Below are 19,939 nucleotides of genomic sequence, written 5' to 3'. Positions count from 1 at the left end.
AGAGACAGGCTTGGTAAGAAGTTAAGATATTTCAAGTTCAAAAAGTGTTAATCATAAACAGAATGGTAAATTGCCATTCTGTTTTTCTATCTACTGCCTTCGGGCAACGTTTAGTTTGGAGCTAACGTCAATGAAAAAATGGGCTACTCTATTAGCTGGTAGTGCATGTGCGCTTTCAATGTTATCTACACCATCATTTGCAAAAGATAACAAAGAATTGGTATTCATGAATTGGGGACCTTACATCAACAGTGAGATTCTAGAACAGTTCACTGATGAAACTGGTATCAAGGTTATTTACTCGACTTACGAGTCGAACGAAACTTTGTACGCAAAATTGAAAACGCACAATAAAGGTTACGACCTTGTGGTTCCTTCGACCTACTTCGTGTCTAAAATGCGCGACGAAGGCATGCTTCAAAAGATCGATAAAACCAAGCTAAACAATTTCAAGAACCTAGATACTAACTACTTAGATAAGCCGTACGACCCAAGCAACGACTACTCTATCCCACACGTAGTAGCGATCACGGGTCTTGCTGTTAACACAGACATGTACGATCCAGAAGATTTCCAAAGCTGGGCTGATTTATGGAAGCCAGAGCTTGAAGGTCAACTGATGATGATGGACGACACTCGTGAAGTGTTCCACATCGCGCTACGTAAGTTAGGTTACTCTGGTAACACGACAAACGAGAAAGAGATCGACGAAGCTTACGCTGAGCTACAAAAGCTAATGCCAAACGTTCTAGTATTTAACTCAGACAACCCAGGCTCGCCTTACATGTCTGGTGAAGTGGGTCTTGGTATGTTGTGGAACGGTTCTGCTGCTGCTGCGCAAAACGAAGGTCTACCAATTAAATTGGTTTTCCCTAAAGAAGGCGGCATCGGTTGGGTTGATAACTTTGCCATCAGTTCTGGCGCAGTAAACGTAGAAGCGGCTCATAAGATGATCGACTTCTTACTTCGCCCAGAAATCGCAGAGCAAATCTCTCGCGACACAGGCTACCTAACAGCCGTTAAAGCGTCTAACGAGAAGTTCAAAGACAGCCCTGCGCTATTCCCATCTCAAGAAGACCTTGATCGTGTTGAGTGGCAAGCTGCGGTTGGCGATAAGACAGTGAAGTACGAAGATTACTTCATGAAACTTAAAGCAGGTCAGTAATTTAGCTTATTATCTAATGCTGACTAAGTAACAGGTTTACTTAACAAGTCGACGTAGAGAATCAATAGGTTAAAAATAAGAATATCAATGAATAGGCAGCTTAGGCTGCCTATTTTATTTTATCACTGCTATAATATAGCGCGATTTTTAGAAATCCTTTTACTTTGGGTTCACTACCCAGCTCCAAATCAAACAAATGAACGGAACAGTAATGAAAAAAACACTGTATACCGGCGCATTGTGTGCTGCTACTTTACTTTCTACACCCTCTTTCGCAGCTGACCAAGAACTGTATTTTTACAACTGGTCTGAATATATTCCAAATGAAGTACTAGAAGACTTCACAGAAGAGACTGGCATCAAAGTCTATTACTCAACTTATGAGTCTAACGAAAGCATGTACGCTAAGTTAAAAACTCAAGGTACGGGTTACGACTTAGTGGTTCCTTCTACTTACTTCGTTTCTAAGATGCGTAAAGAAGGCATGCTTCAAGAGCTTGATAAAACTAAGCTAAGCCACTTTGCTGATTTGGATCCAAATTACTTAGATAAGCCATTTGACCCAAACAACAACTACTCGATCCCATACATCTGGGGCGCAACGGGTATTGGTATCAACTCAGATATGCTAGACAAGTCTTCAGTTAAAAACTGGGGCGATCTGTGGGATACGCAGTGGGAAGGTCAATTGATGATGATGGATGACTCTCGTGAGGTTTTCCATATCGCTCTATCTAAACTGGGCTACTCTCCAAACACGACTAACCCTGAAGAAATCAAAGAAGCCTACGAAGAACTTCGTAAGCTAATGCCAAACGTATTGGTATTTAACTCTGATTTCCCAGCGAACCCTTACCTAGCAGGTGAAGTGTCTCTTGGTATGCTTTGGAATGGCTCTGCTTACATGGCACGCCAAGAAGGCGCAACGATTGACATTATCTGGCCAGAAAAAGGTGCTATCTTCTGGATGGACAGCCTAGCAATTCCAGCAGGTGCTAAGAACACTGAAGCGGCTCATAAGATGATCGACTTCCTTCTTCGCCCAGAGAACGCTGCGAAAATTGCTCTAGAGATCGGTTACCCGACTCCAGTGAAGACCGCTTATCCTCTTCTTCCTAAAGAATTTGCTGAAGACAAGAACGTTTTCCCACCACAATCAGTGATGGATAACGGTGTTTGGCAAGACGAAGTTGGTGAAGCGAGCGTTATTTATGACGAGTACTTCCAAAAACTTAAAGTGAACAACTAAGTTATTGTTAGTTAATCAGTTAAGTAAATAAAGCGGCGTAAGCCGCTTTATTTTTTCAGATTCAGAAACTGATGTGCTTTATCAAAGACAAGGCTTAGGCCGTTAAAGAACCTTTCTCTGAACATAACAATTCCCCGACTAGTTTAGGTACCTCGATACTCGCCTTACCGTAACGTTTCTCTTCAAACTCACTTTCAACCGCGCTTGGTTCTAGATTGATCTCTATTGTGTGCGCACCATGCATTTTTGCATCATGTACAAACCCGGCAGCTGGATATACCACGCCTGATGTACCAATTGAGATAAAAAGATCGGCTTCTTCTAGTGCTGAATAGATGTCGCCCATTCTCAGTGGCATTTCGCCAAACCAAACAATGTGTGGACGCATTTGCGCGGGAATCTGACAGCAGTGACAAAGCTCGCCTGTCTCGATGTTGTCTTTATGGTCGATAACCTGATTCGACTCACTGCAACGTGCTTTCAAAAGTTCACCGTGCATGTGAATAATGTTGTTGCTACCGCCTCTCTCGTGCAGATTGTCGATGTTCTGTGTGATGATTGTTACTTTGCCATCAAGTTTGTCTTCAAGCTCGCCTAGCGCCGTATGGGCCGAATTGGGTTGAATGCTCTCACCTTGTAAGCCATGGCGACGCTTGTTATAGAATGCTTGAACCAAGTCGGGATCTTTAGCAAACCCTTCTGGGGTCGCGACATCTTCGATTTTATGGTTTTCCCATAATCCGTCTTGTGCTCGGAATGTTTGAATCCCCGACTCCGCAGAGATGCCAGCGCCAGTAAGAATTACGATATTTCGATATGGGAAATGCATACAACGTCCTTTTAGATATGTCACTTTTTAACAGCTTAGCACTGTTCAAATTCCAACAATAGTTTTAGGGATTAGACTATAGTCTTAGGCAACTTAATTCATTGGCTATTTGTGACATAACTCGCTTGATGGGTGCTGCCGTTGTTACTCAAACTCTCTGTTTTGCTTTTGACAGAAACAAAAAAGCGACCGAAGCCGCTTAGTTCTGTTTTACTGATGCCTACTTGATGAGCTTAAACCCATCAAAGTGAACGACGTTAGTCTTCGTTGATAGACGAGATCTTATGGATTGAAAGATCCGCACCGTTGAATTCTTCTTCTTCACTTAAACGTAGGCCTGTTAGTTTGCTCAAGACACCATAAACAATCATTGCGCCAATTAATGCCACAGCAATGCCCGCTAGTGTGCCGACAACTTGAGAAGCAAAGCTTACGCCCCCTAGCCCCCAGAATGTTTGCGAACCGAAGATACCTGCAGCAATGCCACCCCAAGCACCACACACGCCGTGTAGAGGCCAAACACCGAGTACATCATCGATCTGTGTTTTGTTTTGCATGTAGGTAAATAGGTAAACGAACAAAGCGCCTGCCACGCCGCCAGTCACCAAAGCGCCTAATGGGTGCATTAAATCTGAACCTGCACAAATAGCGACGAGACCAGCCAAAGGACCATTGTGGATGAAGCCCGGGTCATTTTTACCTGCCACAAGTGCCGCTAGAATACCGCCGACCATTGCCATTAATGAGTTCATCGCCACTAGGCCGCTGATGCCATTGATCGCTTGAGCTGACATCACGTTAAAGCCAAACCAACCCACACATAAGATCCAAGAACCTAGAGCTAAGAATGGGATATTCGATGGTGCGAAGTTGGTGTGTTTACCCGCACGGATGCGACCTTTACGCATACCAAGGAAGTAAACCGCAACCAATGCAATCCAACCGCCAACACCGTGAACGACAACAGAGCCTGCGAAGTCATGGAATCCATAGCCAAATTGGCCTTCTAACCAATCTTGGAAGCCAAAATTACCATTCCAAATGATGCCTTCGAAAAATGGGTAGATGAAACCAACCGTAAACAGTGTCGCAATCAAAATTGGGTAGAAACGAGCACGCTCTGCGATACCGCCTGAAACGATCGCTGGGATTGCCGCAGCGAATGTCATTAGGAAGAAGAACTTAACCAGCTCATATCCATTGCCTTGTGATAGTGTTTCTGCGTCTGCAAAAAAGTGTGCACCGTAAGCAACCCAGTAACCGATAAAGAAGTAAGCAATGGCGGAGACACCAAAATCCGACAGGATCTTAACCAGCGCGTTAACTTGGTTCTTCTTTCGAACGGTACCGACTTCTAGAAATGCAAAGCCAGCGTGCATCAAGAAAACCATGATGGCACCGAGTAATAGGAATAAAGTATCTGAACTTTGGGTAAGGGTTTGTACTGCACTATGAACTTGAGTCACCGTTTCACTCATTAAAGCATTCTCCTTCGCTTTATCTGATTTGCACTGATATCGTGCGATTCAATGTTGTAATTAATTAAAGACTCAACAGTGAACGCAAGATGCGTTCCAAGTGTGACGGGTGATTTTCGTGCAACAGTTTTTGATTTTAACTTATTGATTAATAGAACCTAAATATTTACGCGCACTTTTATGGATCTTGAAAATCGAAAAATTGACACCGACAATTGCACCAATTAAGGGAGTTGCACCATATTGAAGCGGTCAATACCATGCTTCATTCAATTTCGTTATTGATTAGAAACAAAAAGCCCAATGACCGAAATCATTGGGCTTTCAAAAGGACTATTGTGCTAGATAATTCGCTATCTAGTGAGTCTATATTCGACTACAAGTTTGGACCTGTTGTCGGGTTTTGCGGTAGGTTTTGACTTAAACGCTGCATGCCTTGATACATACGAATAAACCAAACCACAATCGCCACACCACCAAATAACATGCCTATATATGGAATGTAGTAAGCGATGTCATCGATAATATGGTTTTGATACCAGTAATCGTTCACACCGATTAACACGCCGTTAGAGGTCGCTACCGTGACGATAAGCACCACAAAGAACGTCAGGTTCAAGAAGAACGAGCGAATCAAGCCGTAGTAATGGGTATCCACTACTTCGCCGTCTTCGCCTTTATCTAAACGATAGCCCGCGTAGATAATGGCAATCACACCAGAGAGAAGACAAGTAAATGGTGTAAAGCAGCTTAGGATGTAAGCAACCCAAATACCCTTATGAGGTTTGTTCATTCTTATTCACCCCTTCCGTTTTCTCTGTTGCTACGTTAGCGCTTTGTTCAACGCCGTTTTTCTCTTGTTCCATCACTTCTTTGTACCAAAGGTCATGGTGTTCTTTAGCCCAAGTTTCATCGACTTCGCCTGTTACCATACCTTCTAGTGCGCCTTCCATACCGAACAAGCCAATATAGATGTGGAACACAAAACCACAGATAAGGATCAGAGCAGCAAGCATGTGAACTAAGTTCGAAAGCTCCATATCTCGGCGCGTTTGACCGAAGATTGGGAAGTCTAAAACCAAGCCACTGATCGCAGCCACACTACCCATAACAATCAATAGCCAGAACAGCGCTTTTTCACCCGCGTTCGAAAACTCTGCAGATGGATGAGAACCTTTATGTTTCCCGACCATACCACCCAGCTTCATGAACCACTGGATATCGACCATCTTGAAGATAGACTTGCGCCACCACTTGATAAGAACAGCCATCAACAGCACGTAGAAAATCGGGCCGATGTAGTTATGGTATTGTTTAGCCAGTAGAACGATGAAGCCCCATAGATCCGTTGGGATATAAGGTTTCAAGAAGTGTTTACCGTAAACCAACATCAAACCACTGAACGCCAGTGTTAAGAAGGTAAACGCCATGCTCCAATGCAATGCACGATCAAGTCGAGACCAACGTTTGATCTTACGGCCTGTTCTTGGTGCACTTAGCATTAGTGGGCCAATCACAACGTACATTAAAGTCACAAAAGCAATACTGCCAAAGATAGCGACAGCACCGGCTGGTGACATCCACTTCTCTTTCAATATGTACCAAGTTTGACCTGGAGTACTGATTAACACACCGTGCTCAGCCGATTGAGATGTGGTGTAACCTTCCTCACCATTTCTTACTTGTCGCCAAAAATCGGCACCAGCAAGTTGTGTGATTTCTCGTTGAGCAGAGCTCGATTGAGTTTGTGATGAGTTCGTCTCAGATGCATGACTCATAGGAGAAAGCATTGTTAGTGCTGCCAACATCGGCAGCACAACAAGGAAGAGACGCTTAAACATTATAAGCATATGTCTCTCCTAACTAGCTCTTCATCGCATCGTAAGAAAGGTCGTTGCCGTCTGTCCAACCAGCACCTTTCGCTCCGCGTTCTACAACACGCTGGCGGAAGATGTCAGAGACTTGTTCAGCATCACCTGCAAGCAGCGCTTTTGTTGAACAAAGCGAAGCACACATTGGTAGCTTGCCTTCAGCAATACGGTTCGCACCGTACTTCTGACGCTCTTCCACAGAACCTGGTTCTGTTTCAGGGCCGCCAGCACAGAAGGTACATTTGTCCATCTTACCGCGCTCACCAAAGGCTTCCTGTTTAGGGAATTGCGGTGCGCCAAACGGACAAGCAAACAAGCAGTAACCACAACCGATACATAGATCTTTATTGTGAAGTACGATGCCGTCTTCTGTATGTTCAAAACAGTCTGCTGGGCAAACTGCCATACAAGGGGCATCAGTACAGTGCATACATGCGACTGAGATTGAGTTTTCACCCGGTTCGCCATCGTTCAGTGTGACAACGCGACGACGTTGAATACCCCATTCCAGAGCATCATCATTTTCATTCTTACATGCAGTGACACAACCGTTACATTCGATACAACGCTTGGTGTCACAAAGAAATTTCATTCTAGCCATTTTAAGACTCCTTACGCTTTACGAATATTACAAAGGGTTACTTTCGTTTCCTGCATCAACGTGACAGGGTCGTAACCGTATGTGGTTGCTGTGTTAGCAGCTTCACCAATAACGTAAGGATCAGTGCCTTCTGGGTATTTAGAACGCAAATCTTCGCCTTGGAACTTACCACCGAAGTGGAATGGAATGAATGCCAGACCCGGTTTCACACGACGTGTTACCATCGCTTTCACCTTAATACGGCCCTTCTCTGCACCTTCAACCCAAACATCATCACCGTCTTTAAAGCCGATGTCGTTTGCGTCTTTCGGGTTCACTTCAACGAACATCTCTTGTTGAAGTTCAGCTAGCCATGGGTTTGAACGTGTTTCTTCACCACCACCTTCGTACTCAACCAGACGACCAGAAGTCAGGATAATCGGGTATTCACCAGACTTGTCTTGCTCTTGAATCGACTTATAAAGCGTAGGCACACGGAAGATCGCTTCTTTGTCATCCCACGTTGGGTAGTCAGCAACTAGGTCGCGACGTGGTGTGTAAAGCGGCTCACGGTGCAGTGGTACGCGGTCTGGGAATGTCCAAACAATCGCACGCGCTTTTGCATTACCAAACGGGATACAACCGTGCTTGATAGCCACACGTTGAATACCGCCAGAAAGGTCAGTTTTCCAGTTTTTACCTTCAGCAGACGCTTTCTCTTCTGCTGTTAGGTCGTCCCACCAACCAAGTTGTTTGATCAACTTGTCGCTGAACTCTGGGTAACCGTCTTTGATTTCGCTGCCTTTCGAGTAGCTGTCTTCAGCCAGTAGACTTTGACCTTCAAATTCCACACCGAAACGAGTACGGAAGTTACCGCCACCCTCTGCAACAGGCTTAGACGTATCGTAAAGGATATGTGTACCTGGGTGTTTCATCTCAGGGTTGCCCCAACATGGCCAAGGAAGACCGTAAGTCTCGCCATTCGCTGGGCCGCCTTCTGCAGCAAGCGTAGTTTTGTGGAACGTATGCCAGTTCTGTTGGTGCTCTTTCAAGCGCTCAGGGCTTTGGCCTGTGTAACCAATCGTCCACATACCTTTGTTGAATTCACGTGTAATGTCTTCAATCAGAGGTTGGTTGTTCTCAACTCGAATGTTTTTGAACAGCTGATCAGAGAAACCAAGCTTCTTAGAAAGCAGGTACATGATTTCGTGGTCAGGTTTAGATTCGAACAGAGGCTCAACGACTTTGTCACGCCACTGTAGAGAACGGTTTGACGCCGTTACACTGCCGTAGGTTTCAAATTGAGTCGTTGCTGGTAGCAGGTAAACGCCGTCGGTACGATCGTTCATTACCGCTGCAACCGTTGGGTATGGGTCAACAATAACCATCATATCCAGCTTCTGCATCGCCTTCTTCATCTCTGGACCACGAGTCTGAGAGTTCACTGCGTGACCCCAGTAGAACATCGCACGGATGTTTTCGCGTTGACGAATCTTGTCTTTGTCTTCAAGTACACCATCAACCCAACGAGATACAGGAATACCTGCACTGTTCATTGGTTTTTGACCGCCGTAAGCGTTGTCGTCGAAACGTTCTTTGATCCAATCAAAGTCTACGTCCCAAACTTTCGACCAGTGGCGCCAAGAACCTTCAGATAAGCCGTAGTAGCCTGGAAGTGTGTCAGACAGTACGCCAAGGTCAGTTGCGCCTTGTACGTTATCGTGACCACGGAAGATGTTTGCACCGCCGCCTGATTTACCGATGTTACCCAGCGCAAGCTCAAGTACACAGTAAGCACGTGTGTTGTTGTTACCTGTCGTGTGCTGAGTACCACCCATACACCAAACGATACAACCCGGACGGTTTTCAGAAAGTAGTTTCGCTGTGTGGTAAACGTCTTCTTCGCTTACGCCTGTTACACGCTCAACTTCAGCTGGGCTCCACTTCGCGACTTCTTCACGGATCTCGTCCATGCCGAATACACGTTGGCGTATGAATTCTTGATCTTCCCATTTGTTAGCAAAGACATGCCATAGCACACCCCAGATAAACGCAACGTCAGAGCCTGGGCGAAGTGATACATAGTGATCAGATTTCGCAGCAGTACGTGTACGACGAGGATCCGCAACAACGATCTTACAGTTGTTCTTCTCTTTCGCGATCAAGATGTGTTGCATCGCTACTGGGTGAGCTTCTGCAGGGTTTGAACCAATGAACAGCATCGACTTACAGTTGTGCATGTCATTGAACGAGTTTGTCATTGCACCGTAACCCCAAGTGTTTGCAACACCGGCTACTGTGGTTGAGTGACAAATACGCGCTTGGTGGTCAACATTGTTGGTGCCCCAAAGCGACGCCATCTTACGGAATGCGTAAGCTTGCTCGTTGCTGTGTTTCGCACTACCTAGGAAGTAAACCGAATCAGGGCCAGACTCTTTACGAAGTTCTAGCGCTTTGTTACCGATCTCTTCAATCGCTTGTTCCCAAGAAAGCTTCTTCCACTTACCGCCTTCCAATTTCATTGGGTACTTAAGACGACGTTCACCGTGGCCGTGCTCACGAAGTGCTGCACCTTTCGCACAGTGTCCACCAGCGTTAAATGGGTGGTCGAATGCAGGTTCTTGACCTGTCCAAACACCGTTTTGAACTTCAGCGTAGATACCACAACCCACAGAACAGTGAGAACAGATAGTACGTTTCACTTCTGTTTTCGCTTCTGGATCGACTGATTTAGCTTGCGCCTTTTTCATCATGCCTGGAGCGAATAGACTTGCGCCTACTACCGCGCCACCAGCGGCTAATGAAGTGTTTTTCATGAAGGCACGTCGAGACACGCCTAACTGATTAGTTTCTTTGCTCACACTATCGGAGCGTTTGACAAGTTTCATCCGTTATCTCCTAAAGTGTGTCGTAGTAATCGCGAATATGTTGCGTTTCACGATACCCAGTCTTCTTCACGTCTTCTTTCGAAATTTCAACAGTTTCTGAAGCGGTTGCCACTTTAGTTGTACCAGCGACAACGGCACCAGCTACGGCTGCAGTCGTCAAGCCTTTGAGTAAGTCCCTACGGCTTGTATTTATATCTTTATTATCTTTCATCATTGCTTCCTTACCTTACGGTAGATCTTTTTTTGGAGGCTTAATGCCCCTCTATCGATATAATCGCGTACTGCTCGATTACTCGTAATCAGTGACGTTTTTCACATCAATCTTTAATTTGTGCTTACTGCTTTTTGTATTCACGCTAAAACGTACTTGTTCTAACGTTAGGAATGCTTCACACAGTTGAGCTGCCGACTTATAGAAGTTCGCGCTTTCTGCCCCTTCAAGCTGACGCGTGAAAGAGTTAAACCAAGGGCCAAGGTGCTTATTGAATACCGCTTGTTGCAATGCTTCTTCTTCAGCCGTTAGCATGGTCATCACTTCACACAATGCTGCGATATGATCTTCTGGCTCTTTAACTTGATCATCACGCTCAATGCCTAAAAGCTCTAAATCATGACGAATCTCTGCCAATGGTTTTTCCATCATGGCGCCAGTGCGATGCCAAGAACCAAATGGAACGACCTCTCCACGACCAATACCAATGAACAAATCTTGATATTCGTCTTCTAGTGCTTCACGGTTTGATTCTGTTGCCGCTTGTTGAATGGCAATCCAAGCCTTTTGCATAGCGCTTTCAGACGCTTCAATATCTAGCGTTTTTAGAAAATCAATTACCTCTTCAGAAGGTGCGCTACGAAACAGTGCAGAGAGAACCAAATAGATCTCTGTTCTTAGTGTCTGTTCTTGATCCAAATTCGTTTCCAAGGCTAACTCCTAGTATTTCAATTGTTTCAATGGGTCTTGAGCCATTGAATCGAACATATCCACCACACGACAGTCTTCACACATCGCAATACGATTAATCGCTGCTTCATCTGAAAAGTGAGAGTGACCGCGTAACTTGTTCTGTAACATGTCAATCATAGATTGAGGTGCGAATGGTTTATGGCAACGTACACATTCCGCTGCTTTCTCTTCATGAATCACAACCGCTTTCTGACGCTCCTCTTTCACCCAGTTCATACGAGGCGTTAGAGTCAGAACATTCTCAGGACATGCTTTTTCACACAGACCACATTGAATACAGTCTTGTTCGACAAATTTAAGTGATGGAGATGCGCCGTCGGTATGAAGTGCGCGTGTCGGACACACAGCCACACAACTCATACACAAAGTACAATCTTTGCTTTCACACGAAACCGTGCCATATGGCGCATTCGATGGAAGCTCAACAATGTTCTCAACTGGAATACGAGCCGAAGACATAGCATCAAGTGCTGTGAATAGACGTTGGCGTTTATTACCGTGAAGATCGCCAAGTGCTAGGTCGAACGAATCAACACACAATGTTGGAGGACCTTCACGTAGCGATTCTAGATACAGGATATCGATGGTTTCTTTTGGAATACCGATTTGGTCTAGCAGTTCTTGTGCAATCCCTACTTCGTTATTCAGAACTCGAATGATCGTTTCTGGCATAAATCTAGATGCTGCAAATAGAACCTGAGTCGCGCCATTGACGAGAGCTGCAAACCAAGTATCGATACCAATAGAAGGCAGTTCTTCGACAACAATTGGAATCACGTTATCTGGTAGCGCTTTAAGAGCCATCACGTTGTAAGTTTCATGACGTGAGCTACAGATAAGTACGATAGGATCCAAACCGCCCGCTTGCTCGTAGTTAGCTAGCGTACGTTCAATGAATTTTTGAGTATCGTCAGGATTAGGCAATGCGTAAGAGATAGCTTCTGTCGGACAGCTCGTTGCACAAGTACCCACGCCTTGACATAGGTAAGGGTTAATCTCGATCTTGTGACCCGTCTTATCTGAGCCTTCACTTGAAAGCGCGCCGGCAGGACAAGCATCAACACAACGCTCACAACCTTTCACGCCACGAGAACTGTGCGCACAAAGGTCTGTGTCTAAACGGAAGAACTTAGGCTTATCAAATGTGCCCATTAACGTAGGAATCTCTTCCAACGCTTCAGCCAATTTAGGATAGCCGCGCCCTACTGGGTAATAACCCGGTACAGGTACTTCTTCTGTCATGCAACTATTTAGGCAAAGGTCTAAAACCACATCGAAACAATCGTGATTAATGGCCACTTTCGCTAGGTTGCTCGATGTGCCTTTACTTTCGATCACAACTTCAAACGTGCCAAGGAAACCAGAAACTTGAACCGAATTCGCGAAGTACAGTTCAGGGTTTGTGCCCTTTTCGCCGTCTGTTGACAATAAGGTTAGGCTCGTTAATTGAGGTAATTGAGCCGCAGCACTTTCAATGATCGCAGTTGGACCAATAACAAGAGTATTACCGCCGCTTTCGTAGCTAACAGTAGGTGGAATCAGATTTGTTAACTCAACTGTATTTTCAAATGCATACAGTCTTGCTTTAGCGTTATTTGAAGTTGCTTGTTCTAATAATTGTTTAAGCATTGCTCAGTTCCATCTTTGGACATGGATAATCTGTTCAACCTTCATTGTAGTAAGCGATAGAGAACTTGCTGAGTAATCAGTTAACAACTAACCCTTTAGCCAGTGTGCCGTTCGTCAGACCATGAACTCGTCTATCTACAAAAAAGTTGATAATGAACGTTATTTAGCAAATGCCATGCCAATTTAATATGTCTTATATTTCAGTAATTTAATCCTTTATAACGTTTATTGTGCGTATAAAAAAACCGCTTGGGACATTTTGTCGCAAGCGGTTCATTGAGTGTTTAGTCAAAATGTACCTATTCTTTGTGTGGTATATTTTGTCCCATCTCTTTCAGGTCAGCTTCGTCTGACATTGTAGCGCCAATATCTTGCGCTGTGTTTTTATACAGTTCTTTTTCTTCTGCGGCTATTTCGACACTTTTTGACGTTTCAAGTTCATTGTCAGATACTTCAAGATCGCTTTCAGAATTTTCTAAAACTTCATCTTCGTCTTTATTATCAATGACTTGCTCTTCCTCTGGTGTGGTTTCTTCTTCCGTTTTGTCTTTAACCCAATCACGCAAGGTTTCCGCTACCCCTTCAGAAAGAGACTTCAAATTACTGTAATCGTCGTCGTAATCATCTAAACCATCACGAACGTTGAACTCTTCTGAGAGGAATAATTTACGCAATGCGGCTTTTTTTACGCTTTCTGAGGCTTCTGATACCAATAGTTGAGCAACAGACAAATCTTCACTGGCTTCTGTTACTCCATCTTGTGTGGCTTCAATCTCAGTATCTGGAGCGTTTTCTAATGACTCAGATGTTTCTACGTCGGGATCATCAGTCGAAGTTTCAGAAGTTGGGGCCTCTGAGAACGCCACTTGAACTTCTTCAAGCGTTTGCTCGGATTCTAATGTTTGTTCTGCTTGTGATGCTTGATCAGCAGAGTCGTCGAGTTTTCGTTGAGACCAACGGCTAAAGAAATTAGTTGCCATTTGATCTGCCCGCCCCTTTGCGCTTCTTACGTCTTGCTTCTAACAACTCGCCATGACGGCCGATAAAGGCTTCCATCCAAGCTTGTACAGGCAAAGGCATGTCGTAAGACAGTACTTGGTTGTCTCCGTCCATGTATTGCCCTGCAACGGTTTGTGAGGCTGTCAGCAATTGAATGATTGGCTTAACACCTGAATCGACATTATCCATCACTAAGAAAAGCTTCGGTTGTTGAGAGCTTAAATTGAATCGGTAGTCAGTACGTTCGTCTTTGTGTAACTGAAGCAAACACATGTCTTGCGTGTCGTCTTCTGGTGACAGTTCAAATCCGGTCAATTCCCATTGAGTGGTTACCCAGATACCCGTTTTGATCTCTTTCTCTATTCTTTGGACGCCGATAGGCCAAGCTGCTTCTGTTTTCTCATATTGTTCTTTGAATTCTTTTATCTCAGACATACTTCACCCAATTGATTTCCTTTGGTCTGAACGCACTTAGGACATTTTGTACTGAGCGCAATCATATAAGCCCTATAAAGCAATAAACACGCCAATAACCGCTAACCTACATCAACAAACATCGCTGCTTTTTTTAGTCAGTCACCCTTATAACGTTAGTCGATACGCGTAAATTCAGACAGCTCTACCCGTGAACTCTCATATTTTGCTCTATTTTAATCGAATGCTTCATGTTTTCTCGAATAGCCGCTATTTTGGAATGAGAATTGCTAAATGCTTGAGTTAAAGCTAAGACTGACTAAGTGACAGAGAACGCATGTATTCTAAAGAGTCGTATGATGACTCTTGCCTAACTTCTTATCTCTTAAAATCGCTATCTCATTAAGTAGGACGTGACTGTGGTAAAACCAAACATAATAAAAACCAGTGAGAACCCACTTCAGACAATCGAAGTTGAAGTGTTTGATGAATATGGCGAAAAGCTAACAAAACAGATCGCGTGTGAGCGCCCTCTTACCGTGATGTTGAACTGGAAAGAGATCGTAACGTTAATGACATTGGGCTCTCGTCCCGAGTCATTAGTATTAGGTTATTTGAAAAACCAAAGCTTCCTTTCCGATCCTGAAGCGGTTGAATCTATTATCATCGATTGGGAAACCAGCTCTGCTGCGGTTATCACCAAAGAAGATACAAGCCAACTTGAGCAAGCGCTTAAGAAGAAGACAGTGACCTCTGGCTGTGGTCAAGGCACCATGTATGGCAACGTAATGAAGCAGTTGGAAGATTACCAAGTGCCTCAAAACAAGATTAAGCAATCTGAAATCTATACAGCGCTTGAAGCATTGACTCATTACAACGATACCTACAAGAAAGCCGGTGCGGTGCACGGTTGTGCGGTTTGCAAAGATGACAAGGTTCTATCGTTTGTTGAAGATGTTGGCCGACACAATGCCGTTGATACCTTAGCTGGTGAGATGTGGCTTAACAAAGAGTCAGGTGAAGACAAGATCTTCTATACCACAGGTCGTTTAACCTCTGAAATGGTCATCAAAGTAGCGCAGATGGGCATCCCTGTTCTGTTATCACGTTCTGGCGTCACGCAAATGGGCTTAGACTTGGCTCAGAAGTTCGGTATCACAACCATTGCTCGTGCTAAAGGTTTACGTTTCCAAGTGTTCACGGGTGCAGACAAGATCGATTTTGATGTGAAAGGTGAACAATCAGCAGTCGGAAAAAAAGCGTAAGTTCGATTTGATGATTCACTAACCGCTTCTAATTTAAAAACTCTGATGTAAAGAGTTAGTGACCCATCAAAGATAGAGACATAGAAACTCAGCTAGATACAAAAACACCGTCATGCTTTTCAGTATGACGGCGTTTTTAATTTATAGCTTATGACTTATTAGCTTATAGCCTTAATTTCCAACGTATTGAGTTGAAAACTAAGGCTAACTTAAAGCTTAGCCGCGTGCTTTCAATAATTCTGCGTAAGTACCGCGGAAATCGTTGATTTTGCCATCTTTGATTTCAAGGATACGAGTTGCAAGCGAGTCTACGAATACACGGTCGTGAGATACGAAGAACAATGTGCCTTTGTAGTTCTCAAGAGCTAAGTTAAGCGCTTCGATAGATTCCATATCCATGTGGTTTGTTGGCTCATCCATTAGAAGGATGTTTGGTTTATGCATCATGATCTTACCAAGAAGCATACGACCTTGTTCACCACCAGAGATAACCTTTACAGATTTCTTAATGTCGTCTTGACCAAACAACATACGACCTAGGAAGCCACGAACAACTTGCTCGTCTTCACCTTCTTGGCGCCATTGGCTCATCCAATCAAACAGGTTCATGTCTGTTTCGAAATCGTGTGCGTGATCTTGAGCGTAGTAACCGATGTTTGAGTTTTCAGACCACTTGTACTGACCAGTGCGTGGCTCAAGAGCGCCAGCTAGTGTGTTAAGTAGTGTTGTTTTGCCTACACCGTTTTCACCGATGATAGCAACACGCTCACCGACTTCGAAAATACCGTCGAACTTGTTGTATAGGTCTTCTTCAAAACCTTGAGATAGGTTTTCAACCACAAGTGCGTTACGGAATAGCTCTTTAGACTGTTCGAAACGGATGAATGGGTTTTGACGACTCGACGCTTTAACTTCGTCTAGTTGGATCTTATCGATCTGTTTAGCACGAGACGTTGCTTGCTTCGCTTTAGATGCGTTAGCAGAGAAACGAGATACGAACGTTTGAAGTTCAGCAATTTGCGCTTTCTTCTTAGCATTGTCAGACAGTAGACGCTCACGAGCTTGAGTCGCAGCCGTCATGTACTCATCGTAGTTACCTGGGAATAGACGAAGTTCGCCGTAATCAAGGTCAGCCATGTGTGTACAAACAGAGTTTAGGAAGTGACGGTCGTGCGAAATGATGATCATTGTGCAGTTACGTTGGTTTAGCGTATCTTCCAACCACTTGATAGTGTCCATGTCCAAGTTGTTCGTTGGTTCGTCAAGAAGCATGATATGCGGGTCTGCAAACAATACTTGAGACAATAGAACACGAAGTTTCCAACCCGGTGCTACTTCGCTCATTAGACCGAAGTGCATTGATTCTTCAATACCTACCGCAAGAAGAAGCTCACCCGCTTTAGCTTCTGCCATATAGCCGTCCATTTCAGCGAACTGAACTTCAAGGTCAGCCACTTTCATGCCGTCTTCTTCGCTCATTTCTGGCAAAGAGTAAATGCGGTCACGCTCTTGTTTAATAGCCCAAAGCTCTTTGTGACCCATGATAACCGTGTCGATTACCGTGAATTCTTCATAAGCAAATTGGTCTTGGTTTAGCTTAGCAACGCGCTCGTTAGGATCGTAGCTTACGTTACCAGCACTTGGCTCAAGTTCACCCGATAGGATCTTCATGAACGTCGATTTACCACAGCCATTCGCGCCGATTAAACCGTAGCGGTTGCCTTCGCCGAACTTAACTGAAATATTTTCGAAAAGTGGCTTAGCGCCGAATTGTTGGGTGATATTTGCTGTGGAGATCAATGCCATTACCTTATTAATGTGAAAAACGCCGCAACGTTACTTGTTCAGGGCTTTAACTGCAAGTATTGATTGCAATTACTGCCCATTAAGTGAGTGATAACCTAGCCAAATCATAGTTTGAGCTGACTCACATTTTTGATTTTCTATTTATATCCGAAAAGCCGTCGATTTTAAGGAAAAATAAAATATCGAACAGCGCCCCGTAACGGGTGGTATATAACGTCCCAAATCATGCTAACCATTGAATATATCGCATTCTGATTGGTCACAGCAAAAGCAACCCGAACAACGCAACAGTAGACATAGCAGAGATGCTCAAATATTAGCTTAATCCCTGACAATTTCATGACAAAATCGCTAGAAACAGGAATAAAGTACTCGCCCCCGACACGGGGTTGGATTTCACAAAGTCAGATTATCTAACTATAGTAATCCTAACCTCATAATTCTAAGAGACTTTTATGCGTTCACTATTGCGCTTCTTAATCCTCACTTTGGCCATTCTCTCTTGGCCTAGTCATGCCAACTTGGAATATGACTTACAATCTCAGCCGCAGGTATCCGATTCTGCTGTTAACCTCGATGATCGAATTGACTCCTTACCCGACCCCCTCTTTATGGAGCCGTCGGATAGACGCCAAGTCAATATCTTGCTCGCTGAAGTTCTGCGAGTTCAAAAGCAGGAAATCAAAACCTTCGAGCAACAGATAAAAGCCTACAGAGCGAACAACGACGCCGAGCAATGGTTTGCCGTTCAAACCAGTTACGTCACTTTGAATAGCTTGAATGTAAGCAAGCAACACCTGTTAGAGCAGACGAACTCCGCTAATAAAGAGCGTCTAACAGGTTTTGGCCCTTACGGCGTAACTCAATTTAAGCAAGAGTGGGAATTAACCAAGCTCAACATTGAGTATCTTGTTTACTTCCAGATTCGTAGCTTTAAAGCGCTCGTTAACGACATCTTTATTTCGCCAGTGCCTGTGATTGGTGCATCGTTAAAAGTGTTGTTCATCTATTTTGGTTTAGCGTGGTGGCTTGCCAACAGCACTCGCTTGATTGAGTTGTTCAGAATTAATTTTCTTGAAGCGAAAACTAACCCTCCTTTCTTAGTGCGTGTGATCTGGTATATCAGCCGCGCTGATCGTGCGATTGCTTGGTTAATCGCGATTACGCTTTCACTAAGAGTGCTTTCTAGCATCCCTAGCCTGCAACACCTGATTTTCCTTGAGATCTTCACCTGGTGGATTCTAGGTGGTTCGATTGCCATCAGCTTTATTTTGGAGTTTGCGTATCGTTTGGGTCGTACATCCAATCAAGAAGTGATTGCGCTGCGCCTATCGACTATTCGCCGTTATGTATGGAGCTTCATTGTTGCGGGTGTAACTTTGCAAATATCGAGCATCACGCTAGGCAAAGGCACTATCTATAGCTGGATCTACAGCGCTCTGTTTTTCTGGTTTGTACTGGTTACCATTTCAGTGCTTAGATTATGGCGAGCGAAAGTCTTTGATACGCTTCAACACATCTCTGATCGTCCGGTATGGGTGAATTGGGCGGTAAACCGTAAGGAAACCTTCCTACTTAATATATTGGCAACGGCAATTGGCATCGTATGGTTGAGCGTGTACAGCTTTCAGCACCGTATCATGGCCTTGCTGTCTAATTACACGCTGTTTAGCCAAGCCTTAGCCTATCTGTTTAGAATTGAAGTGGCTAAGCAGTCTGACCTTGATAAAAACCAACAAAACTTGGTTCGAATCAAAGGCGACCAAACCTATGAATACATCCTGCCGGGCAATATCGACAGCACGCTGATTGATTACGCCGGTGATGAGGTTAAGCAACTGTCTCGCTACCTGATGTCGGACAGTCCTGCTATTTGTATTGTTTCTGGTGAACGTGGTGTGGGAGCAACAACGCTGCTTTATACCCTGCTGCACAAAGTCTCTAACGCTGAACCTGTTTACGTAAGTTGCCCTTACGCGGGTTATCAAGAGCTGTTAGCGCATCTAGCCGTTAGCATAGGCTTGGAAGAAAAAGCGACAGAGATTCAGATTTTGGCACATCTTCGTAAAAGCAAGACAACGTACTTGATTGCGATCGACAATGCACAGCGATTGGTTAAGCCAATGGTTGGTGGCCTGTCTGATTTAATCCGTTTGACCAACCTACTGCGTCGCTCTAAAAAGAATCACCGTATCGTGATTTCGATTGCTAAATCGAGCTGGCGATTCGTCGATCGAGCGCGTGGTGAACGTCTGTTGTTTGATTTGGTGTGTTTTCTACCTCGTTGGACAGAGAAACAAGTCGGTGAGCTTCTAAATAGCCGTATCAATACGGAGCTTGAGAAGCCGTTATCGTTTGATGGTTTAGTGGTGCCTAAACAGTGGGACCAAGATGACATGAGCGAGGAAGACCGCGCACGTCAAGGCTTCTACCGAATCTTGTGGCATTACTCTGATGGTAACCCTACCGTTGCTCTACGCTTCTTCCGACTCTCTTTGAATCGAAACAAAGATACCGATCAAGCCGTGGTGCGCTTGTTCCATGTTCCTGAAGCACAAGAGTTAGAAAACATGCCGAAACCTATGTTGGCTGTGTTGCGCTCTATCGTGCAACTGGAGATTGCGTCTCCTGAGGTGCTGTCTGAATGTACTCAGTTAAGCATTGCGGAAATCACCGGGATTCTGCGTTACTTTGAAAGCCGTGGTTATATTGGTTGGCATGAAGATAAGGCTCGAATTTCCGAGCACTGGTTCCGCCACATTACTAACGTTCTCGACCGTCAACATCTACTGGTGAAGTAAA

16 protein-coding genes are annotated in these 19,939 nt (G+C 44.4%); 4 read left to right on the top strand and 12 right to left on the bottom strand.

Going from position 1 to position 19,939, the window contains the following annotated elements; genetic code table 11:
* The first annotated feature begins 130 nt into the window (after positions 1–130).
* On the top strand, positions 131–1,165 hold the full coding sequence (locus tag ITG09_08625) for an extracellular solute-binding protein (GenBank protein ID UPR50790.1): 1,035 nt from the start codon (positions 131–133) through the stop codon (positions 1,163–1,165).
* Between the two features lie 211 nt (positions 1,166–1,376).
* Positions 1,377–2,414 (top strand): extracellular solute-binding protein, encoded by a 1,038-nt coding sequence (locus ITG09_08620; GenBank protein UPR50789.1) that lies wholly within the window; start codon positions 1,377–1,379, stop codon positions 2,412–2,414.
* 94 nt (positions 2,415–2,508) lie between these two features.
* Here ITG09_08620 and cobB read toward each other — a convergent pair whose 3' ends face one another.
* The 11 genes from cobB to ITG09_08565 all read right to left on the bottom strand — a co-directional run bounded on the left by cobB (position 2,509) and on the right by ITG09_08565 (position 14,087).
* On the bottom strand, positions 2,509–3,243 hold the full coding sequence (cobB, locus tag ITG09_08615) for an NAD-dependent protein deacylase (GenBank protein ID UPR50788.1): 735 nt from the start codon (positions 3,241–3,243) through the stop codon (positions 2,509–2,511).
* A gap of 257 nt (positions 3,244–3,500) precedes the next feature.
* Entirely contained in the window at positions 3,501–4,721 is a 1,221-nt protein-coding gene (locus tag ITG09_08610; GenBank protein UPR50787.1) for an ammonium transporter, read from the bottom strand.
* A gap of 376 nt (positions 4,722–5,097) precedes the next feature.
* A complete protein-coding gene (locus ITG09_08605) occupies positions 5,098–5,514 on the bottom strand; it encodes a hypothetical protein (GenBank protein UPR50786.1) in 417 nt (138 codons plus the stop codon).
* A complete protein-coding gene (locus tag ITG09_08600; protein ID UPR50785.1) occupies positions 5,498–6,571 on the bottom strand; it encodes a formate dehydrogenase subunit gamma in 1,074 nt (357 codons plus the stop codon). Before ITG09_08600 ends, ITG09_08605 begins: the two co-directional genes overlap by 17 nt.
* 13 nt (positions 6,572–6,584) lie before the next feature.
* Positions 6,585–7,193, bottom strand: coding sequence for a 4Fe-4S dicluster domain-containing protein (locus ITG09_08595; protein ID UPR50784.1), 609 nt, complete (start codon positions 7,191–7,193; stop codon positions 6,585–6,587).
* Positions 7,194–7,204: 11 nt separating this feature from the next.
* Positions 7,205–10,060 (bottom strand): formate dehydrogenase subunit alpha, encoded by a 2,856-nt coding sequence (locus tag ITG09_08590; GenBank protein UPR50783.1) that lies wholly within the window; start codon positions 10,058–10,060, stop codon positions 7,205–7,207.
* A 10-nt stretch (positions 10,061–10,070) separates the two neighbouring features.
* Complete coding sequence (locus tag ITG09_08585) at positions 10,071–10,271, bottom strand: twin-arginine translocation signal domain-containing protein (GenBank protein UPR53615.1); 201 nt, start codon at positions 10,269–10,271, stop codon at positions 10,071–10,073.
* 78 nt (positions 10,272–10,349) lie between these two features.
* Entirely contained in the window at positions 10,350–10,982 is a 633-nt protein-coding gene (locus ITG09_08580; GenBank protein ID UPR50782.1) for a molecular chaperone TorD family protein, read from the bottom strand.
* A gap of 9 nt (positions 10,983–10,991) precedes the next feature.
* Complete coding sequence (locus ITG09_08575) at positions 10,992–12,653, bottom strand: 4Fe-4S binding protein (protein UPR50781.1); 1,662 nt, start codon at positions 12,651–12,653, stop codon at positions 10,992–10,994.
* A 299-nt stretch (positions 12,654–12,952) separates the two neighbouring features.
* Positions 12,953–13,633 carry a DUF3306 domain-containing protein gene (locus ITG09_08570; protein ID UPR50780.1) on the bottom strand — a complete coding sequence of 227 codons (681 nt, stop codon included), beginning with the start codon at positions 13,631–13,633 and terminating at the stop codon, positions 12,953–12,955.
* A complete protein-coding gene (locus ITG09_08565; protein UPR50779.1) occupies positions 13,623–14,087 on the bottom strand; it encodes a DUF3305 domain-containing protein in 465 nt (154 codons plus the stop codon). Before ITG09_08565 ends, ITG09_08570 begins: the two co-directional genes overlap by 11 nt.
* A 398-nt stretch (positions 14,088–14,485) precedes the next feature.
* Between ITG09_08565 and fdhD the strand changes: the two genes are divergently transcribed.
* Complete coding sequence (gene fdhD / locus ITG09_08560) at positions 14,486–15,331, top strand: formate dehydrogenase accessory sulfurtransferase FdhD (protein UPR50778.1); 846 nt, start codon at positions 14,486–14,488, stop codon at positions 15,329–15,331.
* A gap of 216 nt (positions 15,332–15,547) precedes the next feature.
* Here the strand turns inward: fdhD and ITG09_08555 are convergent, their stop codons facing one another.
* Entirely contained in the window at positions 15,548–17,131 is a 1,584-nt protein-coding gene (locus tag ITG09_08555; protein ID UPR53614.1) for an ABC-F family ATPase, read from the bottom strand.
* A 461-nt stretch (positions 17,132–17,592) separates the two neighbouring features.
* On the opposite strand from ITG09_08555, the gene ITG09_08550 reads away from it, so the two are divergent.
* Positions 17,593–19,938: an ATP-binding protein gene (locus ITG09_08550; protein ID UPR50777.1), complete on the top strand. Its 2,346-nt coding sequence runs from the start codon at positions 17,593–17,595 to the stop codon at positions 19,936–19,938.
* The last annotated feature ends 1 nt before the right edge of the window (position 19,939 follow it).

Source organism: Vibrio cyclitrophicus (assembly GCA_023206055.1).
GTDB classification, from domain to species: Bacteria; Pseudomonadota; Gammaproteobacteria; order Enterobacterales; family Vibrionaceae; genus Vibrio; species Vibrio cyclitrophicus_A.
The sequence above is the reverse complement of the archived record's forward strand: the minus strand, read 5'-3'. Positions and strand labels throughout refer to the sequence as shown.